General features: G+C 46.4%; 19 protein-coding genes and 1 tRNA gene. 7 read left to right on the forward strand and 13 right to left on the reverse strand.

Annotated features, from left to right (window positions below; all coding sequences use genetic code 11):
• Nucleotides 1-21: 21 nt before the first annotated feature.
• Nucleotides 22-204: an SE1832 family protein gene (locus H9659_RS10070; RefSeq protein WP_191690070.1), complete on the forward strand. Its 183-nt coding sequence runs from the start codon at nt 22-24 to the stop codon at nt 202-204.
• A gap of 126 nt (nt 205-330) precedes the next feature.
• Here the strand turns inward: H9659_RS10070 and H9659_RS10075 are convergent, their stop codons facing one another.
• From H9659_RS10075 to H9659_RS10085, 3 genes are all read right to left on the reverse strand, one after another.
• The gene (locus tag H9659_RS10075; RefSeq protein ID WP_191690072.1) at nt 331-1,806 is read right to left on the reverse strand and encodes a phospholipase D family protein; all 1,476 of its coding nucleotides are present in this window, start codon (nt 1,804-1,806) and stop codon (nt 331-333) included.
• Between the two features lie 106 nt (nt 1,807-1,912).
• Nucleotides 1,913-2,458, reverse strand: a complete 546-nt coding sequence (locus tag H9659_RS10080) for an RNA polymerase sigma factor (protein ID WP_191690074.1) — start codon at nt 2,456-2,458, stop codon at nt 1,913-1,915.
• Nucleotides 2,459-2,568: 110 nt separating this feature from the next.
• Entirely contained in the window at nt 2,569-3,819 is a 1,251-nt protein-coding gene (locus H9659_RS10085; RefSeq protein ID WP_191690076.1) for a hemolysin family protein, read from the reverse strand.
• Nucleotides 3,820-4,167: 348 nt separating this feature from the next.
• Here H9659_RS10085 and H9659_RS10090 point away from each other — a divergent pair, with 348 nt between their 5' ends.
• Nucleotides 4,168-5,565: a dipeptidase gene (locus tag H9659_RS10090; RefSeq protein ID WP_191690077.1), complete on the forward strand. Its 1,398-nt coding sequence runs from the start codon at nt 4,168-4,170 to the stop codon at nt 5,563-5,565.
• Between the two features lie 214 nt (nt 5,566-5,779).
• Here the strand turns inward: H9659_RS10090 and H9659_RS10095 are convergent, their stop codons facing one another.
• The 3 genes from H9659_RS10095 to H9659_RS10105 all read right to left on the reverse strand — a co-directional run bounded on the left by H9659_RS10095 (nt 5,780) and on the right by H9659_RS10105 (nt 7,098).
• Entirely contained in the window at nt 5,780-6,364 is a 585-nt protein-coding gene (locus H9659_RS10095; RefSeq protein ID WP_191690080.1) for a nitroreductase family protein, read from the reverse strand.
• A gap of 82 nt (nt 6,365-6,446) precedes the next feature.
• Nucleotides 6,447-6,932, reverse strand: a complete 486-nt coding sequence (locus tag H9659_RS10100) for an amidase domain-containing protein (RefSeq protein WP_191690082.1) — start codon at nt 6,930-6,932, stop codon at nt 6,447-6,449.
• Nucleotides 6,933-7,026: 94 nt separating this feature from the next.
• Nucleotides 7,027-7,098: transfer RNA gene (locus H9659_RS10105), tRNA-Ala, on the reverse strand.
• Nucleotides 7,099-7,221: 123 nt separating this feature from the next.
• Between H9659_RS10105 and H9659_RS10110 the strand changes: the two genes are divergently transcribed.
• The 3 genes from H9659_RS10110 (at nt 7,222) to H9659_RS10120 (ending at nt 9,120) form a co-directional block, all read left to right on the forward strand.
• Nucleotides 7,222-8,241, forward strand: a complete 1,020-nt coding sequence (locus tag H9659_RS10110; RefSeq protein ID WP_191690084.1) for a DUF2804 domain-containing protein — start codon at nt 7,222-7,224, stop codon at nt 8,239-8,241.
• Nucleotides 8,242-8,332: 91 nt separating this feature from the next.
• Nucleotides 8,333-8,803, forward strand: a complete 471-nt coding sequence (locus H9659_RS10115; protein WP_191690086.1) for a YusW family protein — start codon at nt 8,333-8,335, stop codon at nt 8,801-8,803.
• A gap of 71 nt (nt 8,804-8,874) precedes the next feature.
• Nucleotides 8,875-9,120: a hypothetical protein gene (locus tag H9659_RS10120; RefSeq protein WP_191690090.1), complete on the forward strand. Its 246-nt coding sequence runs from the start codon at nt 8,875-8,877 to the stop codon at nt 9,118-9,120.
• Nucleotides 9,121-9,288: 168 nt separating this feature from the next.
• On the opposite strand, the gene H9659_RS10125 is transcribed toward H9659_RS10120, so the two are convergent.
• The 3 genes from H9659_RS10125 to H9659_RS10135 all read right to left on the reverse strand — a co-directional run bounded on the left by H9659_RS10125 (nt 9,289) and on the right by H9659_RS10135 (nt 13,918).
• Entirely contained in the window at nt 9,289-11,118 is a 1,830-nt protein-coding gene (locus H9659_RS10125) for an ABC transporter ATP-binding protein (RefSeq protein WP_191690092.1), read from the reverse strand.
• Nucleotides 11,072-12,844, reverse strand: a complete 1,773-nt coding sequence (locus H9659_RS10130) for an ABC transporter ATP-binding protein (RefSeq protein ID WP_191690094.1) — start codon at nt 12,842-12,844, stop codon at nt 11,072-11,074. Before H9659_RS10130 ends, H9659_RS10125 begins: the two co-directional genes overlap by 47 nt.
• A gap of 174 nt (nt 12,845-13,018) precedes the next feature.
• The gene (locus H9659_RS10135) at nt 13,019-13,918 is read right to left on the reverse strand and encodes an EamA family transporter (protein WP_191690096.1); all 900 of its coding nucleotides are present in this window, start codon (nt 13,916-13,918) and stop codon (nt 13,019-13,021) included.
• Nucleotides 13,919-14,046: 128 nt separating this feature from the next.
• Here H9659_RS10135 and H9659_RS10140 point away from each other — a divergent pair, with 128 nt between their 5' ends.
• Nucleotides 14,047-15,696, forward strand: a complete 1,650-nt coding sequence (locus H9659_RS10140; protein ID WP_191690099.1) for a sensor domain-containing protein — start codon at nt 14,047-14,049, stop codon at nt 15,694-15,696.
• 72 nt (nt 15,697-15,768) lie between these two features.
• On the opposite strand, the gene H9659_RS10145 is transcribed toward H9659_RS10140, so the two are convergent.
• Together H9659_RS10145 and H9659_RS10150 are read right to left on the reverse strand one after the other, a co-directional pair.
• Nucleotides 15,769-17,070 (reverse strand): glycosyltransferase family 2 protein, encoded by a 1,302-nt coding sequence (locus tag H9659_RS10145; protein ID WP_191690101.1) that lies wholly within the window; start codon nt 17,068-17,070, stop codon nt 15,769-15,771.
• Nucleotides 17,067-17,849, reverse strand: a complete 783-nt coding sequence (locus tag H9659_RS10150) for a hypothetical protein (protein ID WP_191690103.1) — start codon at nt 17,847-17,849, stop codon at nt 17,067-17,069. The genes H9659_RS10145 and H9659_RS10150 overlap by 4 nt, the downstream gene beginning before the upstream one ends.
• Nucleotides 17,850-17,982: 133 nt before the next feature.
• Between H9659_RS10150 and H9659_RS10155 the strand changes: the two genes are divergently transcribed.
• Entirely contained in the window at nt 17,983-18,864 is an 882-nt protein-coding gene (locus H9659_RS10155; protein WP_191690105.1) for an SDR family oxidoreductase, read from the forward strand.
• 361 nt (nt 18,865-19,225) lie between these two features.
• On the opposite strand, the gene H9659_RS10160 is transcribed toward H9659_RS10155, so the two are convergent.
• Both H9659_RS10160 and H9659_RS10165 read right to left on the reverse strand, forming a co-directional pair.
• The gene (locus H9659_RS10160; RefSeq protein WP_225217769.1) at nt 19,226-21,430 is read right to left on the reverse strand and encodes a YhgE/Pip domain-containing protein; all 2,205 of its coding nucleotides are present in this window, start codon (nt 21,428-21,430) and stop codon (nt 19,226-19,228) included.
• Between the two features lie 66 nt (nt 21,431-21,496).
• The gene (locus H9659_RS10165) at nt 21,497-22,066 is read right to left on the reverse strand and encodes a TetR/AcrR family transcriptional regulator (RefSeq protein WP_191690107.1); all 570 of its coding nucleotides are present in this window, start codon (nt 22,064-22,066) and stop codon (nt 21,497-21,499) included.
• Nucleotides 22,067-22,200 lie beyond the last annotated feature (134 nt).

Below are 22,200 nucleotides of genomic sequence, written 5' to 3' on the forward strand. Positions count from 1 at the left end.
GCTAGTAGGAGGAACACGGACATGACTAAATCACAAATCGAATCCGAGATTGCAGAACTCAAAATGGACTACATCAGTCTCCAAGGCGACATCGAAAAACTGGAATCCACAGGTCACGGCGACTCCGTGCAAAAAGCAGAAATGCGTCTCGCGAAGATGGAAGAGCGTCTCGCTGAGCTTAACCAGCAGCTCGCTGCCTTTTGAAATCGCCTTCCTTAAGATGAGCATTCACCCTGTTCACTACCCGGACATTCAGATGTGGATGCAAACTAAAATCCTCTCACCTGCAATTAGGTAAGAGGATTTTTGTCTTCCAGCGTTACAACTCGATTAGTAAGAAGTCAATTTCAACCACTCCTGTAATGCATAGATGACACGCTGCGGACGAGTGAATGTATTTTGGTATTCTTCCATATCGAGTGTGAACAGAGCATCTTCGTTATTCCACAATCGTTCGAAATACGCACCCAACTCACCAGCCAGTTCGCTGTCTGTCGGGGCGATGACATATAAATCATTCTCTAAATTGTAGTTGTCAAGAGTCCGCTCCGTTAAATTAGCAGATCCGTTCAGAATATGCACATTGTCGCCTCGTTCAATCATGACGAGTTTTGTATGATACTGGCCGACTACTGTGTTGTACCAGCGGACTTCAATCGCTCCCTCACTGTCTTCTACCAGCTTTTGTACGACAGGACGATTGGGAAGACCGGACTTCTCGTTTCCGAAAGAATTCTGATTCGGATCTAAAATGAGTTTCACTTCGACGCCGCGCTTCGCTGCTTCCGTCACTTCCTTCACCACATCCGGCTCCGCAATGAAAAACATCCCCATCCGGATTCGGTCACCTGATTGTGCAGCGGTAAGCTGATCCAGCAACACGTCTTTAATCTTCTTCTCGGTTACATATTGAACGGCGTATTCCCCGTCCTCAGGCTCTTCCGCTTCAATTCTCGGCAAGGTTTGCCCGGTCTTTCCTGTCGTATAATTCAGTACCGCTTCTTCTGCTTCCAACAAATCGTTAATGATGGGTCCGGATACTTTAAGTGCTACATTTCCGTGGAAACCACTCGCATCATGCGGATTGGAAGAGGTGACGAGACCTGCTTTTTCCGTTGCGATCACTTTTCGGTGATTCGACTTCACATTGAGCAGTTCAACATACGACGCTAACCGGAATTTCGGTGCTTCAGAAGCCATCGCGTTCGGAATCCATCCCTTTCCGCCAATGTCCCCCCAGCGGAACAACGTCCGATACAATCCCGAATAGAGCGGCATTGAATCGCGTAAGGGTTCCAAATCGGTATATACGACTTCCACTCCTGCATCCTTCAACTTGCCAAACCATTTCGACTCGTATGACCCATACCCTTTGTTGATCGGATCTGTGATGAAGACGATCGGCATGTCGGGATGAGCTTTCTTTTTCTCAACCAACTTCTTTGTGATCGTTTCAGCAATCTTCGGAAAGTCTAACTTTTCGTCTGAATAATGATCCATCAAAAAGAAATCGAGTACGATGAATTCATCCGCTTCTTCTATCATTGAATACACTTCGTCAAAAATATTCAGTTCATGCTGCATGTCGTCTTTCTTCTTTGTCTTCGAATAGGTTAGATCTGTAAAAACTTCTACATCATCAGTCCAATGGACCTCCCCTTTGTAGTTAACACCTTCCGGCAAGGGTTTGTATGTATGATACAAAATGACAGCAATATAAATAAGCAGAAAAACCGCTGCTGCGAGCCACAATATTTGTTTTTGCTTTTTTGTAAATCTCTTTCGTTTCGGTTGTTTCTTCCCCATGACTTCCCCCCGCTCCAAATCCATCACTGTAACATTCCCTGTCTACCAATCAACCAAACACAAAAAAGACTTCCCCTGATCCAGGGGAAGTCCAAAAGCGTTATGATCACGCAATCACAAGTTCGTTGATAGACTGATCTTGCGTTAATAGCTCTTTTAAATACTTTTTTGCACGGAACAGGCGTGATTTCACCGTACCGATAGACACTTGCATCATTTCAGCGATTTCAATAAGCGAGTATTGGTTCACATAAAAGTACTCGATTGTCGTCTTATAAATGCCATCGAGTTCGTCGATCTTACTGCGGACTGCAGCACGAAGATCTTGTTTCTCGACGATATCACCCGGCAGCGGACTGCCGCTTGGCACTAAGTCGAGCAAAGGGATGTCCAGCGTATCCGGCTGATTCATGACATACTTGCTGCGACGGACGTCCTTACGATAACGATCTCTGAACGTATTCATGCAAATCGTCGTCAACCAGGCTTTCATGCGGTCTACACCTTCCATACGATCGCTCGTGCGGACTACTTTGACCCAAACGTCTTGCATGAGATCTTCAGCTTCTTCTTTATTACGTGTCAATTTCAAACATAAGTGATATAAGTATCTGCCATATTCTTCATGTAATTCATTAAGTGTTGGTTTCATCCGTTAACGCCTCCGTGTTCTAGCTGTTACGTTAAGTATGCACTAGAACAATCAGCTGAACTATCGGAGTTTCTTTCAGTTACCTTACAAACGTGTAAGGTTGCTGTATTTTAAGATTCATCATCTATCCATTCTTCTGGACGGCGGATGATTCGAAGACGTACGATTCGATTGCGATCCATCTCTTCGATTTCAAACAGTAACGGGCCGTATGTGAATCGTTCTCCGGGGTCTGGAACATGGTCCAGCTCCTGGAAAGCGAAGCCGCCAATCGTTTCGTTTTCAGTCGGCAAATCGATTCCTAGAAGCCTGACTGCCTCTTCGATTTCGAGACGTCCCTGACAAACGAGCATGTCTTCCGTATGTTCATAGACCATTGCGTCTTCGGCCTCATCGGTTTCATCTTCAATTTCCTGACCGATCATTTCCTCGATAATATCTTCGTGAGTTACGATACCAAGCGTTCCCCCGTACTCATCCAATACAATCGCCATATGCTTTTTATGCGCAAGCATCATTTTAAACACTTTTTCGACACTCGCTGTCTGGACAACAAACAATGGATCATGGTCAATCATATCTTTGAATGGTTCATCCGGTGTCATCGACCATTCGATCAGCCGCTTGGAATAGAACACACCGATAATCTTATCGATGCTTTCTTCATAGATCGGGTAACGCGTATAGAAATACTCGAGCACCGTACTGCGAACGTCTTCATAGCTAGAATCCAGTGGCAGGGCAACGACGTCTGTCCGGTGGGTTCCCATGACGTCTGATACGTCTTTTTCCGGAAAGTCGAGGACCCCTTTTAACCGCAGGGATTCGTCTTGTTGGAACGTTCCTTCAGTTGACGCAAGATCGACCATGGAACGCAGATCTTCTTTAGTCAGTGTCGCTTCTGTCACTTTCCCTTTAGACAGGATGCGGATGAACAGATTGGTGAAAAGCGATAGCAGGTAAGTGAGCGGGGTCATCAGCTTGACAATCACCCGGATCACAGGGGCTACCGAATACGCCAGCTTGTCCGCAAATGTTGCGGCAATCGTCTTCGGTAATACCTCGCCGAAAATGATCAGGATGACGGTTAATACTCCCGTCATGAGACCGACATTCAGTCCCTTGTCGATTGCAATCATGGTCACAATCGTCGGCATCATGATATTCGCGACATTATTGCCGATTAAGATGGCTGTAATCATTCGATCCGGTTTCGAAACGAGGGCGCGGAGCCGAATTGCTTTAGGGTCTCCTTGCTCTGCTCGCATTTGGATTTTCATCCGGTTGACGGCGGTTAGTGCAGTTTCACTTCCTGATAAGAAAAAGGACATTGCCAAAAAGAAAGCAAGTGCGATGAACAAGAGCGATTCCTCCCGAAAAATTCCTGGTTCGTTTCGGTTTGCACATATAGACGTATGTCCAGGTGTTGAAGTTGCAAACCTAAGACGGCTACAATTTGAATCCGATTTCATAGCTGTTGAAATAGTATAGCATAAGTACTAGAAAGAAACGGATTCAGAAGTCTCCTCTTTTTCGATTCCACTTCAGTTCTGCTATACTAAAGGAATCAGCACCGTCTCAGTGAACAAAAACTTTTTTGGGGGTTCAGCCCAATAGCAGGAGCCACTGACGGCGAATGATGGGATGCAGCAGGTCTATCTTTGCAGCAGGTCCCATTCATCCAAATGAAAACGAAAAGGGGTAATTTCATGGCAACGCTTGACCAATTAAACGAGTACTTTGAAAAGAATCGCGACACGCATTTGAACCAGATGAAAGAATTTTTAAAAATCCCGAGCATCAGTGCGTTATCTGAGCACAAAACAGATATGCAAAAAGCTGCGGAATGGTTATCGCATTCGTTCAAAGAAGCAGGTCTTGAAAACATCTCCATCGAACCTACTGCAGGACATCCGGTCGTCTACGCTGATTGGCTTCATGCGGAAGGCCAGCCGACAATCCTGATTTACGGCCACTACGACGTGCAGCCGGTTGACCCGTTACACTTATGGGAAAGTGCGCCATTTGAGCCTGAAATCCGTGATGAGAAAATGTTCGCTCGTGGGTCTACTGACGACAAAGGACAAGTGTTCATGCATGTGAAAGCGGTGGAAGCGCTTATGCAATTGGATGGCAAACTTCCCATCAACGTGAAGTTCATCATTGAAGGTGAAGAAGAAGTCGGCAGTCCGAACCTCGTTCCGTTCATCAAAGACAATAAAGAAAAACTCGCTGCAGATACGATCGTCATTTCGGATACGGCGCTCCACGCTCCTGGTCAACCTGCAATCTGCTATGCACTTCGCGGATTGAGCGGCGTACAAATCGATGTCTTCGGTGCGAAGAGCGACCTGCACTCCGGTGTTTACGGTGGCGGTATCCAAAACCCGATTCATGCAGTCGCAGAGATCTTGGCGTCTTTCCATGACCAAGAAGGAACGATTGCTGTGGACGGATTCTATGATAACGTACGTAATTTGAGCGAAGAAGAACGTCAAGCTTACAAAGATCTCAACTTCGACGAAGAAGCGCTTAAACAGGAAATCGGTGCTGCCGAGCTATTCGGGGAGCCTGGTTATTCGTTCCTGGAACGCACTTCTGCCCGTCCGACTCTTGAAGTGAACGGCGTCTTTGGCGGATTCAGCGGTGAAGGCATCAAGACCGTCCTGCCTGCAGAAGCGGGAGCAAAAATCACGTGCCGCCTTGTTCCGGATCAAGATCCAGCGGAAATCGTCGAAAAGTTGAAAGCACACGTTGAAAAGCACAAGCCAGCAGGCGTTAACGTGACGGTCACACCGTTCGATCAGGGACGTCCGTTCATTACACCATTCGACCACCCAGCACTAACAGCAGCAAGCCGTTCGTACGAAAAAGTGTACAACGTGCCGACTGTGTATACACGTGGCGGCGGATCGATTCCTATCGTTGCAGACTTCGACGAAATCTTAGGATTGCCGGTCGTCCTCATGGGCTTCGGTCTTGAGTCCGAGAACTTACACGGACCAAACGAACACTTGACTCTCGAGAACTTCGACAAAGGATTGCGCGTCCTTGGTGACTATTACCAAGAGCTCTCTGCATTAACTAAAGATGAATTGCAGAAGTAAATAATTTGCCCCCTATTGCGCTTGCCCGCGATAGGGGGTTTATGGTTAGGATAGGGAAATGCCTTCCTTCGTTCAAACGGGTTTCTTTGGTAAGTTCCGTTCCTATCTTTCCTCATCCTTCTACGCTAGATGAGTGAAACTATTCAATCTGAAGGTTGCCGTCAGATTAGTGTAAAGAAAAAACCTCCTCCAATGAGTTGGAAGAGGCAGTGTATTATTCGGTCGGTTCAGCTTGCCAGTAGGTGATGATGTCCTCCACCGGGGTACGCGGCTTCGATTTTGGTAATTCATCAAAGTGACCGAACTGAAGCATGCTGATGATCCGTTCACCTGGCTTGACGCCGAGTACGTCTCGGAACTTAGGGTCATCGAGGAAGCCTGGAGTTTTCCAGCATGTACCGATGCCTTTGTCCCAAGCAAGCAATTGGACATTTTGAATCATCGTACTTGCAGCCGCGAAGTCTTCATGACGTTGTTTTTGCCGGGTATCTTCCGGAACAATCACAAACATCGCTGCGCTTGCGCTCGTAAACTTGCTCATTTGTTTTGCCAAGGTTTCATCCGACAATTCTTTCCATTTAGGTACACCAAACTCACGCAAGACCTCTAGAAATTGTTCGTAGTTCTCTTCTGCAGCAAGTACAAAACGCCAAGGATTACGATTCCCATGATTGGGTGCCCAAATTGCATCTGCTAAGATATCGTCAATTTCGCTTTGTTCAACAGGCTGTCCATTAAAACTCTTGATGGAACGGCGCGAAATAATTGCGTCTCTTACTGATAGTGCTTGTTCATCCATTTTTGTATCCCCTTTTGTCATTGATAACTTCCAGTATACATCATTTTGACGGCTAGTTTCTAATTCATTGGCATGTCAGGTGTTAAGAGAATTCATCATTTATCCGAAAGAAAATGTATTTTGCGTTCGGACGATAGGCGTAGGAATCTTTGTAATCCCAACTTCTTCTTTGGACATCGTAGGTATGCGCATTAACAAGTGGTGACGATCCGTCTTTAGCAGTCACAATTGTAGAATGGTCAAAACGCCCATCTCCTTGGAAGTCATATAATATGACATCTCCAAGTTGCAACTCTACGGCCGATTGCACCTGATAGGCTGTCAATCCCTTTTTTGAACCCGCTAAGTACCAGCGCAGCGAATGGGCGACTGACCAGCTGAAACTCCAGTTTGTATTCGTGATCCACCATCCCCGATCTCGGACGGGGCTGCCGTGCATCGGTGCACCACCTGCACGTAAGCATTGAGAGATGAAATTTGTACAATCGACATCGAATGAAGGATACTGGGGATTTCGGCCATCCCACCATTTGTCCGCATACCAGACTGCGGCTTCGCGGTCATACATCGATTCGCCTCCTCAGCTTAGTCTATGTGAAGGTCTGAGGTTTCATCCTTAAAACTGTACATAAAAAACGCCCGCTGAGCGGACGCTTTTTCTATGGAGCATACCGGATTCGAACCGGTGACCCCTTCGCTGCCAGCGAAGTATTCTCCCGCTGAACTAATGCCCCGTTATTTCACGGAATATCGATTGAAAATCAGCACTGTTGAATAACGCTAATTTTGCCCCAATCTGATACAATTATAAGTATAACAACAAATGCGATAGATGACAATGTCTAGGAGGAAGGCTTATGCAACATGCAGAACGTGAACTGTCTTCGCCTGTATTGCTTTGTGACAGCAAGGGATTACTGAATCCTGACGCGATCGGCTATGCAGAGAAGCCGATCATCCAAAGTAATCTGAAGGGGCAGTTCCCTAATAAGAAAAAATGGAATACGTGGACCGTCTACGGGGAAGAAGTCTTGTTCACCGCAACGATTGCTCATTTCGACATCGGTGCTGTGTGTCTCGTCTATTTCCTTGACTATGAGACGGAGCGTTTTTTCGAGAAGCGGATCTCCTTACCCTTTGCACCTCATGTAAAGATGGCTGAAGATGTACTGACAGATAGTAAATTCGTAGACAATCGCCTTTCTATACATTCGAGCTATACAAATGAGGAGACGCACTTATATGTCACCATCGCCGATTTTGACAATGAAACCTTACATGCTGACCTTCATATTAGTCACCCTGCAGAGGATCATTCCTTGAATGTGGTCGTTCCTAAAAACCGGAACACCTTCCAACATACCGCAAAGCATCATACGCTACCAACTTCGGGTTTCTTGAAAATTGGTGAAAAACGATATGAATTTAATCCTGATTACAGTTTTACGGTATTGAATTATACACGCGGTGTATGGCCAAAAATGACAGAATGGAATTGGGCAATGGCTTCCCAACGTTCAAGAGGTCGCCGGATCGGTTTGAATTTTGGCGGCAAGTGGACAGATGGCACCGGCATGACAGAAAACGCTGTGTTTGTCGATGGTGTGATGACTAAAATCCATGAAGATGTGATTTTTTCTTTTAATCCTGAACGTATGATGGAGCCATGGACTATCCATACTAAGTTCACAGATTGCGTAGAATTGTCATTTACGCCTTTTTTCGAACGCGAAGCGATTGCTCGTAGAAGAGGATTAAAAGCGGATTTCACTCAAATGTTCGGCTACTTTAACGGGAAAGTAAGATTAGCGTCTGGCGAATGGTTATCCATTCGCAGCCTCTTAGGATCTTGTGAGGCGTTCCAAGCTAAGTGGTAAAATGCTTTTTCCGCCCTCTGCTGTTTAATTTCGTTTAAAAAAAGGTACAGTAGTATCAAGCAATCGAATGATTCAGAGAGGACGTGAGACGTTGAATAAGCTAGCAGCGATGGGTTCTGTTGTGTTTGCGAGCGTTCTATTTGTCAGCGGGTGCGGAAACGCAGGGAAAGATGCAAACAAAGACAATCGGGAAGAAGCCGACATTGTTACGAACGAGCAAAAAGAAGGCGGCGACCGTGATACCGGGGACGCGTACGGTTTCAACAAATTCGAATTGGAGATTGACGTCGATAACAAAGACGCGATCGATGCCGAGTACGAAGTCGAGAAGGAATTTAATCCGGAATACCAGAACAAGTTGACCAATATCGATTTAGAAGGTGCAGAAGCGATGGATGAGCTCGACAAGATGTTCGATGCCGTGAACCTTCAACATGATATGTCAGCGGAAGAAGCTCGGGATAAAATTTTGAAGTATTTCCAAATTGACCTGTATTCCAAGTTTAAGTTGGATGTCGATTTTGACGATGGCACCAAGTTGGAGTTTGAGGACAAACAGTAAGTGATGGATCGAAAACCACCGATTTGGTGGTTTTTTTGTTTGGGATGGTTTTAGCGTGGAGGTGCTCGGGCATGGAACGGGCGGATGCGTGGCTGGAACGAGCGGGTGCAGACGCGAAACGAGCGGGTTCAGCGGGGAAACGAGCGGGTTGCACATCGGAACGAGCGGGTTCAGCGGGGAAACGGGCGGGTTATGTGGAAATGCTAACTCCGTCCCCGTCCCCCTTCCCCCTTATTAAAATGCGCAGCGCAGCGGAGCACACCAATCAATCTTGGTTTAAAATCAGGGAAAGAACGATTGGTCGCGAGCTTGGATAGGCGTGGGCTAAATGGAATTGCCGCGGAAATGAGCGGGTCACACGCTGGAACGCGCGGGTTCAGACGCGAAACGGGCGGGTGCCAATAATAGATCGCCTCATCCACTCATCACCAAACATTCCTCACAAAAAAAACGCTCCAGCTAGTTAAATCGGGAGCGCCGCTGTGTTACAACTTCGATTGCTGCAACATCATATAATACATTCCTTTTTGGGCAATCAACTCGGATTGGCTGCCAGATTCAATCAGTTTCCCTTGATCCATCACATAGATGATATCCGCTTTTTTCACCGTATTCAGACGGTGGGCGATGACGAAACTTGTGCGACCTTCCATGAGCTTTTCAAGCGCTGCTTGGATTTCCAGCTCTGTTACCGTATCGATACTGCTCGTCGCTTCATCCAGCAACAAAAGTACGGGATCCGCGACAAAAGCTCGGGCTATGGACAACAGCTGCTTTTGTCCTTGCGAGATTTCACTCCCGTCTGCTGTGAGCAGCGTATCATAGCCTTCTTCCAGGCGGCTAATGAATTCGTGAGCATTCGCCTTCTTCGCCGCTTCTTCAATCTCTGCGTCTGTCGCATCCAGTTTCCCATATCGGATGTTTTCTCTCACCGTAGACTCAAATAAGAACGGATCCTGAAGCACAAACGCCGTCTGACTGCGCAATGTCGCGCGCGGAAGCTCGTCAATCGGAATACCATCTATCAAAATCGTGCCTTTATCCGCTTCATAGAATCGGGCTATCAATTGTACAAGCGTCGTTTTCCCAGCACCTGTCGCCCCAAGGAGTGCAGCCGTCTCCCCCGCCTTCACGCTCAACGAGACGTCTTCTACTGTATAACCATCCGTTTCCGGTGCATAGCCAAAGGATACGTTGCGGAATTCGACGTTCCCTTTCAGCTGGATATCTCCATTCGCCTCAGCCTCGTCACGCTCAACGTCTTCTCCCATAATCGAGAATACGCGTTCAGCCCCGGCAATAGCGGATAATACCGTATTGAATTGGTTCGCCAAATCGTTCAGCGGACGCGTGAATTGTCGCGCATACTCCGCGAATACAACGATTGTTCCGATTGTCACAACTCCATCACCACGTAGTGCGAGTAAGCCACCGATTCCTGCGACGATTGCAAATGCCGCATTGTTCAACATATTCATCACTTTTGGGATGAACCCTGAATACGTCAACGCCCAAAATCCGGTCCGTTTCAATCGGTCACTTTTGGCTGCAAACTCTTCCTTCATCCGCTCCTCTTGAGAGAAAGCTTTCACAATCCGCTGACCGGAGATCGTTTCTTCGATCATCCCGTTCAATTCGCCAATAGCCCTTTGTTGTTCTTTAAAGAGAATGCCGGTCCGGCGCGTGATCCACCGCATCGCAATGAACATGACCGGAACGATTGTCATCGTCAGTACAGTGAGCAGCGGACTCAGATAAAGCATGACCGCCAGTGTTCCTCCGAGTGTTAAAATACTCGAGAATACTTGGATGAACGATGAATTCAATGTCTGGCTAATGTTTTCGATATCGTTCGTCATTCGGCTCATGAGCTCACCGTGCTGGCGCTTATCGAAGAACGAGACAGGCAGCTTCTGCAAATGATTAAAGAGACCGGAACGCAATTTATAGACCGTATTTTGTGCGATACCGACCATCCAAAAGTTCTGGAAATACATCGTCAATGACGTTCCTGTATAGATTGCTAGCAACAAACCGATTTGCATAGCAAGCCCATCGGTTTTCATCGGTATGATGAAGTTATCAATGGTCCTTCCGATTAGAAAAGGTCCGAGCAGTGAAAGGCCGGAGCTCGCGAACACTAGGAACAACACCGTGATAAGCAGCCCTCGTTGTTCATCGACAAGCCTCCACACGTTCAGCAATGCCTTTTTCCAGTCCCCGACTTCTTCCCGTTTACGTTTGGCACCTTTTTTCAAGTCTTCGCGCTTAATGATCGGTTCGTAACCGAAGGGCTTCCTCACGTTGTTCACCATCGTCCGCCACCTCCTCATCCAACTGGGACTCAGCTATTTTCCGATACAGTTCCGATTGGTTCAGGAGCTGTTCATGTGTTCCATACGCGGCAACTTTCCCTTCATCCAGCAAAAGGATTCGGTCCGCCCCTTGAGCAGTATGGATTTTCTGCGTAATGACAATCATCGTCGCCCGTTCGCCTTCCAATGCTTCCCATAATGCATTTTCAGTTTTCACATCAAGCGCACTCGTACTGTCATCCAATAACAAGATTGCTGGTTTCCGGACAAGCGCCCGCGCTATGGATAAGCGTTGTTTTTGGCCACCCGACAAGTTGACTCCTTTTTGGCCGACGCGTGTTTCGTAGTTTGCTGGAAAACGTAAGATCGAGGCATGGATTTGAGCCTTTTCGGCTGCAGCTTCCAGTTCGTCCGCCCGAGCTTCCGGATCGCCCCACGCTAAGTTTTCGCGGATTGTTCCTGTAAAGAGAACCGATTGCTGCGGCACAAGACCGATCGTATTGCGAAGCTCTTCTAACGGCCATTCTTCGATATTTTTCCCATCCATCAAGATTTCCCCCGACGTTGCTGTAAATATCCGGGGAATCAAATTCAGCATCGTCGACTTGCCGGATCCGGTCGCACCCATGACAGCAATCTTCTCTCCGGGATTGATGGTGAACGAAACGCTCGAAAGCACGTGTTCCGGATGACCCGGATAGTGGAACGATACATTATTGAATTCCAATGCCCCACGTTTTTCTGCACCATTTTCTGAAAAGCCCGGCACAATGATTTCACGATCATCCTCTGCAAGCAGCACTTCTTCCATTCGAACGGAAGATGCTTGAGCGCGTGAGAACGCGACAATCAGGAAGGAAAACATCGAGAATCCACCTGTAATCCGGAACGCGTAGTTGACGATCGCTACAATTTCCCCCACCTGTGCATCCCCTGCACGGACCACATCCACTCCAAACCACAAAACGATCATCAGACTTCCGTTCATAATAAGAAGTAGAATCGGCATAATGAGTTCCATCATCCGAAATGCTTTCACCGTATCTTTTCTTAATGAATCTGCGACTTTCGAGAACCGGCTGCCTTCATACACGCCGCGTAAATATGCTTTGATGAGACGGACAGCTTGCAAATTCTCCTGAATGACCCGATTCACGCGATCCAAGCGGCGCTGAACGTCCGAGAAGTATCCGACCCCTTTTCGCGCCATCACAAACAAAAAGACGAACAGAAAAGGAATCCCTATCAATAGAAATGATGCGAGTTTCACGTTGACGAGCATCGCCATCACTAAACTACCGATTACGACGAGAGGCGCACGCAGTAAAATCCGGAGTCCCATGAACAAAATGTTTTGCGCCATCGTGACGTCACTTGTCAGTCGTGTAATGAGTGAGGACGTCGGAAAGCGTAAAAATGTGGACATCGAGAATGCCTGGATCTGCTTGAATAGCGCCTGACGCAAGTCAAACCCAAAACTTTGGGCAGCGTGGGCGGCAAAGAAAGAATTTGTGACACCGGATACTAATGCGAGAAGGGCGAGCCCCATCATGATGCTTCCATAAAGAATAATCGTTTCCCGATTGCCAGCGGTAATCCCGTCGTCAATAATTTTTGCGATGAGGAGAGGCTGAATGAGCTCGACGCTTAACTCGATCAGCATGAGAACGAGCGCAATCGCGATTGGCCACTTATATGGCTTTGCATAAGAAAATACAGTTTTCATCGGCATGGTCCTTCCTGAACTGTTTCGTTTCTCGAACTACTTAGTTATCATTAGTATGCCATATTCCTTACAGACTGTATAGCTATTGAACAGAATTATCTGAAACCGAAAACTCAAGCCGCTCTACTATAGCTTCGATGAAAAAACGCCCTCAAAAGAGAGCGTTCCGTTAAATCATGTTTTCACTCGTCCACCCGCAATGGAAATTCCGGTAACGCCTACCAGCATCACGATTGCCCCTGTCAGCTGCCATGCCCCAAGAACAGCGCCCAGCCAAATGACCGATACGATCATTGCCGTCAACGGTTCGAAACTAGAAAGAATGCTTGTTTCGATCGGAGATATGAACTTCATGCTAGCGAGGAACAGCAAGAATGCGACAGTACCTACCACGATGATGCCAATCAACATCAAAGCAATTTTCCAGTCAAATAGATATCGGACCTCCCGGATTATCATGACTGGGTTCGTAATCAGCAAAGCGGCTCCTCCAATGACCATCGCCCAGCCGATTGATAGCAAGACGCCCCATTCTTGCATGAGACGTACTGGATAGAGCGTGTAAAACGTAAATGCAAATCCCACTGCGATCCCCCAAAATACAGCACTCGGACTTAGACTGAATCCGGATAACGACCCGTTTGTCAGCAATAGGAAAAGTCCCCCTAACGTGACGAACATACCGAGTATTTGAGCAACGGGCGGGATGAACCGCTGTCTCACCGAGACGAATAGAATGACGTATATCGGCGAAAGGAATTGGAAGAGTGTTGCAATGACCGCATTACTTTGTGCGATTGCTGACGTGAACGAAAACTGGACACCTAGCATACCCGCAACTCCGAATATCACCATTTGCCGAGCCCATACTTTTTGGCGCCATGGTCGAGTCACTTGTTTTCCTTTTATCTTCAAATAGGTAATAAGCAACAGACCTGCTGTGAGCAGTCGGATTGTCAGTAAAAATGAAACGGACATGCTGCTATGCTCAAGTGTCCATTCCATCATCGGACCCGAAAGCCCCCATAATGACGCACCTATTATAATCATCGCTAGTCCTTTTATCCGTTCCATTATTTCACCTTCTCTTCTATAAAATCTACCTATATCCAATTACACTACTTTTATTTTCAATAATAGGTGAAAAGTTCCGGGTTCTCCTATATACTAGTCTTATGAACTAGTTGAAAGGGGAACGTGGCATGACAACCTCACATGAACAGATTGATCTGGACTTACCCGATATCCGTCGAAGTCTCGATCATTACTATATGGTAACCCGAACTGATGCCGAAGGTCTCGTAATTTCGGTAAATAAAAATTTTCTGAACGTCAGCAATTGGACACCGAAACGAATTTTGGGCAAAACCATTTGGCAGATGTTTGATGATTGCGAGCAAGCACAAGACAACATCCACGATATTTGGACACAGCTAAAAGAGGGGAAAACCTGGTTCGGGACTGCTCAAAAGCTGAAGCGTACGGGTGAAACGTACTATACGAATTTACTCGCTGTCCCTTCCATGGATTCGGATGGATCGCTAAAAAGCACGATGTTCCTTGAACTGGATATTACTGAAGAAGTCCATTTGAAAGAGCGTCTTGAACAGATTGCATTCATCGATGTAGAAACCGGTTTAATGAGCCGTCACAAATTAGAAGTGCTCGTGAACGAGATGATTCAGGATGAAAAGAGTTTCTCGTTCGTCTACTTGTCGATTGACCACTACTACACATTGAAAGAACTTCAGGCAGGAACTGCTGAGACAGAACTTACCCAAGCCTTTGCGAATCGCCTGAAGCGCTATTTCCAAGATAACCCGATTGCACGAGTCGGAGGAAGCCAGTTTGTCATTTTAACTCCGTTTGGCGACTGGTACGTCCAAGGATTCCTGGAGTTCCTTGAACAGCAACCGATTTATGTGGGAAATGAAGCATTGCCTCTTTCCATCAGCGGTGGAATTGCCCGCTACCCGGAAGACCAGAAGAGCTTCGTGAACTTGCTGGATGCATCCGCCATGACATTGGAGGAAGTACGGCAGCAAGGCGGAGGGAAAATCATGTCATTGTCCGCTTCCTCTCACAAAGTGCTCGACCGCCGCTCGCTTATCAATCGCAAATTATTAACTGCACTTGACCATAATGCCCTTCAAGTCGTCTATCAGCCGCAATATGACATTGCTTTGGAGAAAATCGTGGTCTATGAAGCACTTGTCCGATGGGAAGATGACGAACTTGGCACTGTGACGCCTGATGAGCTCATTCCAATTGCTGAGGCAAACGGACTCATTGCTAATATCGGTTCGTATGTATTGACCGAAGCCGCACAGTTAGCTGTAAAACTTGGAGAGCAGGAAGGAACCCCCCACGTCTCAGTGAATACATCTGTCCGTGAGTTTTCCAACCATCCGATGAAAGACAACATTCTCGCTATACTGCAAGAAACATCTTGTCGCCCCGATCAGCTTGAGCTGGAAATTACGGAAAAGTTCGCGTTCCAGGCTGAAGAAGAGCAGTCCATCGTCCAGCAGATGAAAGAACTGCAACATGCAGGGGTTGAATTCACCCTCGATGACTTTGGTACAGGCTACGCGTCATTCCGCTATATGCAGCATTTGCCGATTTCAAAAGTGAAGATCGACAAAGTATACATGAACAGTTTGCTGACACACCCGAGAACACAGCAACTTGTCGAAGGAATGATTCAATTCAGCAAGTCCATGGGATTGTATACAATCGCTGAAGGCGTCGAGCATAAAGCACAGTACGACTTGCTGAAAACGATGGGCATCGACGCTGTCCAAGGGTATTACATCGGGGCTCCTGTAGCTGCAGAAACCATATTGAAATGAACCGAACAAAAAGAGCTTTTCCGTACGCCCTTCTGGGGCAAACGGAACTGCTCTTTTTTATGGAATCGTAAGTCATTTCGACTTGAATCGTTGCGTCTTATCCCATCCAATCACTTGTCGATTCTTTTTCGCCTTCACATACAGAATCAGACTCCGTACGAACAAGTACGAAAACAGCTGGGCATACGTGAAATACATAATGACGCTGATGAAGACATTGAGCGGCGTGAAGGTTCGCTGGGTCGCTTGTGCTGCGAACAGCTGCGTCGTGTACACGATATATGCCAAGTACCATATGAACAATAGTGGATACGTATACTCAATATAGAAAATATCCAAAATCCCTAGGGCGAACCATACATACGAAATGATAAGGAACAGCCAAAAGATGACGTACACGAGTAACTGGTGAATGGAGTGAACGAGTAACTTTCCTTTGAAATAACCAGGTTCCGTTAATGTTTTTTCAACAATGTACAAGTTTCCTTGTAACCAGCGCGTCCTTTGTTTCAAGTAAACACGCAGCGTTTCCGGTTCCTGCTCCCACGTAATTGAATCCGGGACAATCGGTAAATAGTAACCAGCTTTCGTGATACGAAGCGTCAGTTCCGCGTCTTCCGCGATCGCATACGGATCATATCCGCCCAGTTCCTCAATGACACTTCGCTTTACGAGCATGTTCGTCCCTGTTAGCGAGCCCGTCTTAAACAGCTGCCAGCGTCCGGATTGCATGAGCAATTGAAACACTTGGAATTCGATTGAAATCATGCGAGTCAGCCAGTTTTGCTGCTCGTTAATGGTCCTCACATAACCTACAGCGCCTGCAGACTGCTCATTCCCCTCTGCTGTTGCCACTAACTTGATGAGAGCTTCAGGATCTGGTTGATTATCCGCATCATAGACGCAATAGTATTTGTTCAATGAAATACTCAAACCATAATTGAGTACACGGGATTTCCCACGCGGTTCACCAGGAGGTACTTGAATGTGGTGGACGTTTTTGAACGTCGCCGCAAAATCTCCCGCAATCTCTCCGGTTTCATCCGACGAATTGTCGTTCAACACATATATCTGTAAATCTCCGGGGTAATTCAGCGCTGTCATCGCTTCAATCGTATCTTTAATAACAACTCCTTCGTTATGCGCGGGAATCAGAATATCCACGCCCGGATAAAAATCCAGCACAGGAATCTCCTGTTTCTTCAATCGATTATATAGACCCGCGAGCGTCAAAAGTGAATAGTATCCGAGCAACGTCAAAAACAATGCAGTTGTGATAAACAGCAGGATTTTCACGTTAAAAATCGCTGCCAGCACGAGACCTACTAGAAAAAAGGTTGCTACGACGAGCAAGATGACGAGACGCTTATTCATGGAATCACCAACAATTCTTCAATGGAACGTTCCCCTTCAATCTGCCGGATGTTCCAGTTGATCTGCTCATAAGCTCCCTCTTCAATTTGCAGCTTCATCTTTTCTTTCAATCGGTCCTCTACAATCTTGAATCCATCCTCATTCGTATTTTGCAGTAATACGACAATCGTTTTGTCATCGAAGTGACCTACGAGATCATAATGCTTCCGCAATGTACCCATCAGAATAGATGAGCAAGCAATCAATGCTTGTTTGCGTGCAACTTTCCGGATTTCCGATAGATTTACTTGAACGAAATATCCTGGCTCACCGTGCCGTTCCATTGTCGACAAAACGATGGCAGATTGCTTTTCAAATTCTCTTTTCGTCAGTACGCCATGCTCGGAAATGTATTCTTGTAACTCTTCGAGACGATTTTTCAAAAACGTGTTTTCTGAGCGATACGAATACACATACTTCGCAATGCTGTAAAGCGCAAAGAGATGCAGTAAAAATAGGAAATGTATCCCGATCCCGGATGCTTGCTCACCTGGGGACCACCCTGCTGCAAAGGCTCTGTATAAGAAATAGAAAACTGTAGTCAACGTCAATACGATAAAAGCGAAAAAAGCCACGCGGTCTGTCACTAGGAAAAAGAGGACGGCAGCACCGACAATTCCAAACAATATGTACACTGTATTCTGCTCACTTTGCAGTCCTATCAATACGACAGCGGATGCTAACCAAATTGCTGCGGCTACCGGCATTTGAAGCCGTTGCCAAAGAGTTGTGCCCTTCACCTCTACATACCCCCACTCTTTTCGTCCATCTTGTAATACTCTTCCCTATTAGTATATTCAAAAAACCATCATGTTTGCCAGTATCACTTATGGGAATACTTGAATTAGATACTCGTTAAGGAGGATGTTACACATGACTAAAGACAAATATGAAAAAATCGACGAAAACGTAAAACCTCAGACTCAGGATCAGCAACCTGGGGTGGAAGCGGAAATGTCACCTCTGCCGATTTACGACGACGAGATGTACAAAGGTTCGGGCAAGTTAGCCGGGAAGAAGGCGTTGATCACCGGAGGAGATAGCGGAATCGGACGTGCAGTCGCCGTCGCTTTCGCAAAGGAAGGTGCAGATGTCGCGATTGCTTATTTAAGTCCGGAAGAAGATGTAGATGCTGATAAAACCGTAGAGCTCATTGAGAAATATGGCGGAAAAGCATTTGCAAAACGTATTGATATTAGTGAAGAAGAGAATTGTGAAACACTGGTGGAAGCAGTCGTTGAACAGTTTGGCGGTCTTGATGTGCTCGTGAATAACGCCGGAAAACAATTCCCGCAACAATCACTGCTTGATATTTCAGGTGATCAATTACGAGAAACATTTGAAACGAACTTCTTCGGACTCTTTTATTTAACAAGAGCCGCGTTGCCTCACTTAAAAGAAGGCAGCTCGATTGTCAACACGTCTTCTGTAACAGCTTATAACGGCTCTCCAGGACTGCTCGATTATTCAGCGACAAAAGGCGCAATTACAGCGTTCACGCGCTCACTTGCATTGAACTTGGCGGACCAGAAAATCCGTGTGAATGCAGTCGCTCCAGGCCCGATCTGGACACCGCTCATCCCTGCAACATTCGATGCACAGACAGTTAAAAAACATGGTGATAATACGCCGATGAAACGCCGCGGCGAGCCTGCGGAGAATGCACCTGCGTACGTATTCCTTGCATCAAATGATTCCAGCTATATGACGGGTCAAACCATCCATGTCGATGGTGGGGACTTTGTTGGATCGTAAGTGAATCTTAAAAAGCAGCGACACCTCATATTTGAAGGTGTCGCTGCTTTTTTAGGTATCCGTGGTGACGATGAATTGTGTACTTGCATCGGTTATTTCTTCGATTTGGCCGATTCTCACTGCGATTTGGCCGATAACCTACACCATCTGGCCGATTCATCCGCTGAGCGGTGGATAACTTGTTCCAATCATCCGATTGTCACGCAACGAACCAAAACCTCCTGTGGATAACCCCCATTCCATCCCCAACCGGGCATAACTACATCGCTGTCCGTCGATAACTTTTCTAAGCACTCGAATTTTATCCACAAAAAATCGGCAGACGCGTCTTACTGTCTGCCGATCTTTTGCACATCATTTCTTATGCTTCTACAACTTCAGTTGCAGAATGGCGTTTTTTGAACAACAATGCGAAATAGCCTGCTGTCAACGCGAGACATACGACCATGAAACCAAGCAGAATGCCATTTGACGTCCATAGATGCGTCATATCTCCTGTAGAAATGGATGCTTTGAATGCCTGGACAGAGTATGTCATCGGCAAAAATTTATTGAAAATCTGAAGCGGTTCCGGAATCAATTCCAATGGGAACGTTCCCGCGCTTGTTACGAGTTGCATGATCAACACGAGAATTGCCATGAAACGTCCTGCATCACTGAATATAGTGACGAACAACTGGACGAGAGCGATGAATGTGTAACTTGTAATGATCGCCGTGAGGATGAATAATGGTGTGTTGATCGTATCCATACCTAGTGCGTATTTAATGACAACAACAGCGATCAATGCTTGAATGAGCCCGACTACTGCGAGCACGGAAACTTTACTTGCGAACCAGCGGAACGGACCTGTTGGAGAAATTGCTGGTTGAACAAGCGGAAATACGATGGAAAGTAACAACGCCCCGACGAACAATCCTAGTGATAGGAAGTACGGCGCGAATCCTGTTCCGTAGTTCGGCACTTCGTTGACTGCTGACTTTTCTACATCCACTGGAGCAGCTACCATGTCGTATGTTTTGTCGGATGGCTTCACTTCTGAAGCTGTGTCATTCGCCTCACTCAATTTCTCTTGAAGTGTTCCCGTTCCTTCGTTCAATTCTTTCGCACCGTCAGCAAGTGCTTTAGATCCAGTTGCCAAATCTTGAGATTTAGAAGCGAGAGTACCTGTTCCGTCTGTTAATGTTTTCGTACCTGCTGATAATGCAGACAGTCCGTCTACCAGCTTACCTGAACCTTCTTTTGCAGCAGTTGCGCCTGCAGCAAGTTTACCGACACCGGCGTTCAGTGCGCTATTTCCTTCAGCAAGTGCTGATGATCCTGCGAGCAGTTGTCCCGATTTACTATTTAACTCGTTCACTCCTGCAAGGGCTTGTGCGTGCGCTCCTGCCAATTGCCCTGCTGCACTGTTCAATTCCTTCGCTCCCGATTGAAGCGCCGCGGTTCCTTGTGATAATTCTCCAAGCCCGCCAGCCACTTTTGCGCTACCCGCTTTCAATTCGCCGAGTGCACCTTGTAATGCCGCTTTTTGTTCTTCAGGCAGTGTAGCTAAAATCGGTGCAAGTTGTTCGGACAATTGCCCGATTCCTGCATTCACTTGCTGTGCGCCCCCTGTTAGTTGACCAGCGGCTGCATTCAGAGAACCGGATTTTTCAGCAAGGTTGTTCACACCTGCTCCGAATTCTTTTTCTTTAGCGCCAATCTGTTGATAACTACTTGCGAGCTTACTAACACCTTGTGTGTATTGAGACAATCCTGCATTCAATTCATTTGCACCCGCAGATGCTTTCTGAGAGCCGACTTGAAGTTCACTCACGCCTGACGACAATGTTCCGAGCCCTGAATTCAGAGAGGACGCGCCATTTGCTGCTTCAATAACACCTTTTTTAAGCTTATCTGAGCCATCTGCAAGCGTAACCGTACTAGATGCAAGTTGTTCCAAATAGCCTTTTAAATCGTCTGTGCCGGAAACAAGTTTGCCAGAACCGTCATGCAGTTTTCCTGCACCGTCTGCCGCATCTCCGAATCCATCCCCCATTTCTTTAATGGAGTCAAAGAGTTGTTCCGCATACGTGGAGGACACTTTTTCATTCACTTCAGCCTTGATGCGATCCATCGCAGTTTCCCCGATTTGTGCCGAAAGGAAGTTGAAGCCTTCGTTCGGTTTGTAAATGAGCGCTAGTTTCTCCGGTGATTCATCCAATAACGTCGTTGCATGTTGGGAGAAATTATCCGGAATTTCAATCGTCATGTAGTAATCTTGGTCACTGAGACCTTTCTTAGCTTCTGACTCGGATATACTTTGGAAGTCAAACTGCTTACTATCAACGAGTTTGTCGACGAGTTCCTTTCCGAGATCGAGTTCAGTTCCTTCAAAATCCGCCCCTTCGTCCATGTTCACAACTGCAACGGGTAACGCATCCATATTGGCGTATGGATCCCAAAACGCCCATAAGAACATTCCTGCATATAATACCGGTATGAATAAAATCGCAATCATTGGTACGATCATTTTGCGCGTGCGCAATAATTGCTTCCATTCCGCTCCTGTCATTGTCTTTTTCATCATTTTTCCTCCTTGACTGGTTGACCGTTTTAGCTTTATGGTCATTATTGCTTGAAAAAAGAAGTCTCAGATTATGAGACTTTTAAAGATGGTATTACTTAGTAAGTCGATGATTTCAGTTTCATCCAACTCTTGACCGTGGGTTTTTCCCCAGTCCACAACGAGTGCCATATACGACTTGAATAACAAATAGGCAACCATTTCGACGTTGCATGATTTCACTTCACCGCGATCAATGCCTTTTTGGATTTTTTCAGCAATGAATTTTACAATCTGTGTTTCGATATCCGCTAACACTTCTTGTACAGCGGGCGTCCGGATTTCTTTACCTTCATCAATCAGTTTGGCGTACAGTTGGTGCGTCGTTCTGAATTTCAATATCGACATGAGACGAGCATGCGCATTTTCTTCAAATGTACCGCCTACAATAGCGGCGGCTTCCGCTTTTGTCCTCATCTCTTCAATCATTCCGACAACAATGGCGTTGAACAGTTCTTCTTTGTTGGCGAAGAATGTATAAATTGTCCCTTTCCCAACGTTTGCAATTTTGGCGACTTGGTCCATAGTGGTTGCTTTGTAGCCAAACAGTGCGAAGGATTTTGCAGCGGCTTCCAAAATCTCCGTTCTGCGATCCATGTACCCACCTCTTTCATCGTGAAATGACTATAATTCAATTACGGTCATTTGGTCATTCCTTATACTACTCTCCCTTTTAAAAGATTGCAAGGGGTTTTGACCAGATTCTCAAAGAAAAAACGAAGGCCGCTTTG

This window comes from Sporosarcina gallistercoris, assembly GCF_014836415.1.
Classification (GTDB): Bacteria; Bacillota; Bacilli; order Bacillales_A; family Planococcaceae; genus Sporosarcina; species Sporosarcina gallistercoris.

Bases quoted from the DNA above. Each gene is read 5' to 3' on its own strand.
- H9659_RS10100 (WP_191690082.1), bottom strand. From the start codon at position 6,932: ATGTATGACCGCGAAGCCGCAGTCTGGTATGCGGACAAATGGTGGGAT.
- H9659_RS10110 (WP_191690084.1), top strand. From the start codon at position 7,222: ATGCAACATGCAGAACGTGAACTGTCTTCGCCTGTATTGCTTTGTGAC.
- H9659_RS10145 (WP_191690101.1), bottom strand. From the start codon at position 17,070: ATGAATAAGCGTCTCGTCATCTTGCTCGTCGTAGCAACCTTTTTTCTA.
- H9659_RS10125 (WP_191690092.1), bottom strand. From the start codon at position 11,118: ATGGTGAACAACGTGAGGAAGCCCTTCGGTTACGAACCGATCATTAAG.
- H9659_RS10155 (WP_191690105.1), top strand. From the start codon at position 17,983: ATGACTAAAGACAAATATGAAAAAATCGACGAAAACGTAAAACCTCAG.
- H9659_RS10120 (WP_191690090.1), top strand. From the start codon at position 8,875: ATGGAACGGGCGGATGCGTGGCTGGAACGAGCGGGTGCAGACGCGAAA.
- H9659_RS10165 (WP_191690107.1), bottom strand. From the start codon at position 22,066: ATGGATCGCAGAACGGAGATTTTGGAAGCCGCTGCAAAATCCTTCGCA.
- H9659_RS10070 (WP_191690070.1), top strand. From the start codon at position 22: ATGACTAAATCACAAATCGAATCCGAGATTGCAGAACTCAAAATGGAC.
- H9659_RS10095 (WP_191690080.1), bottom strand. From the start codon at position 6,364: ATGGATGAACAAGCACTATCAGTAAGAGACGCAATTATTTCGCGCCGT.
- H9659_RS10140 (WP_191690099.1), top strand. From the start codon at position 14,047: ATGACAACCTCACATGAACAGATTGATCTGGACTTACCCGATATCCGT.
- H9659_RS10075 (WP_191690072.1), bottom strand. From the start codon at position 1,806: ATGGGGAAGAAACAACCGAAACGAAAGAGATTTACAAAAAAGCAAAAA.
- H9659_RS10160 (WP_225217769.1), bottom strand. From the start codon at position 21,430: ATGAAAAAGACAATGACAGGAGCGGAATGGAAGCAATTATTGCGCACG.
- H9659_RS10090 (WP_191690077.1), top strand. From the start codon at position 4,168: ATGGCAACGCTTGACCAATTAAACGAGTACTTTGAAAAGAATCGCGAC.
- H9659_RS10135 (WP_191690096.1), bottom strand. From the start codon at position 13,918: ATGGAACGGATAAAAGGACTAGCGATGATTATAATAGGTGCGTCATTA.
- H9659_RS10080 (WP_191690074.1), bottom strand. From the start codon at position 2,458: ATGAAACCAACACTTAATGAATTACATGAAGAATATGGCAGATACTTA.
- H9659_RS10130 (WP_191690094.1), bottom strand. From the start codon at position 12,844: ATGAAAACTGTATTTTCTTATGCAAAGCCATATAAGTGGCCAATCGCG.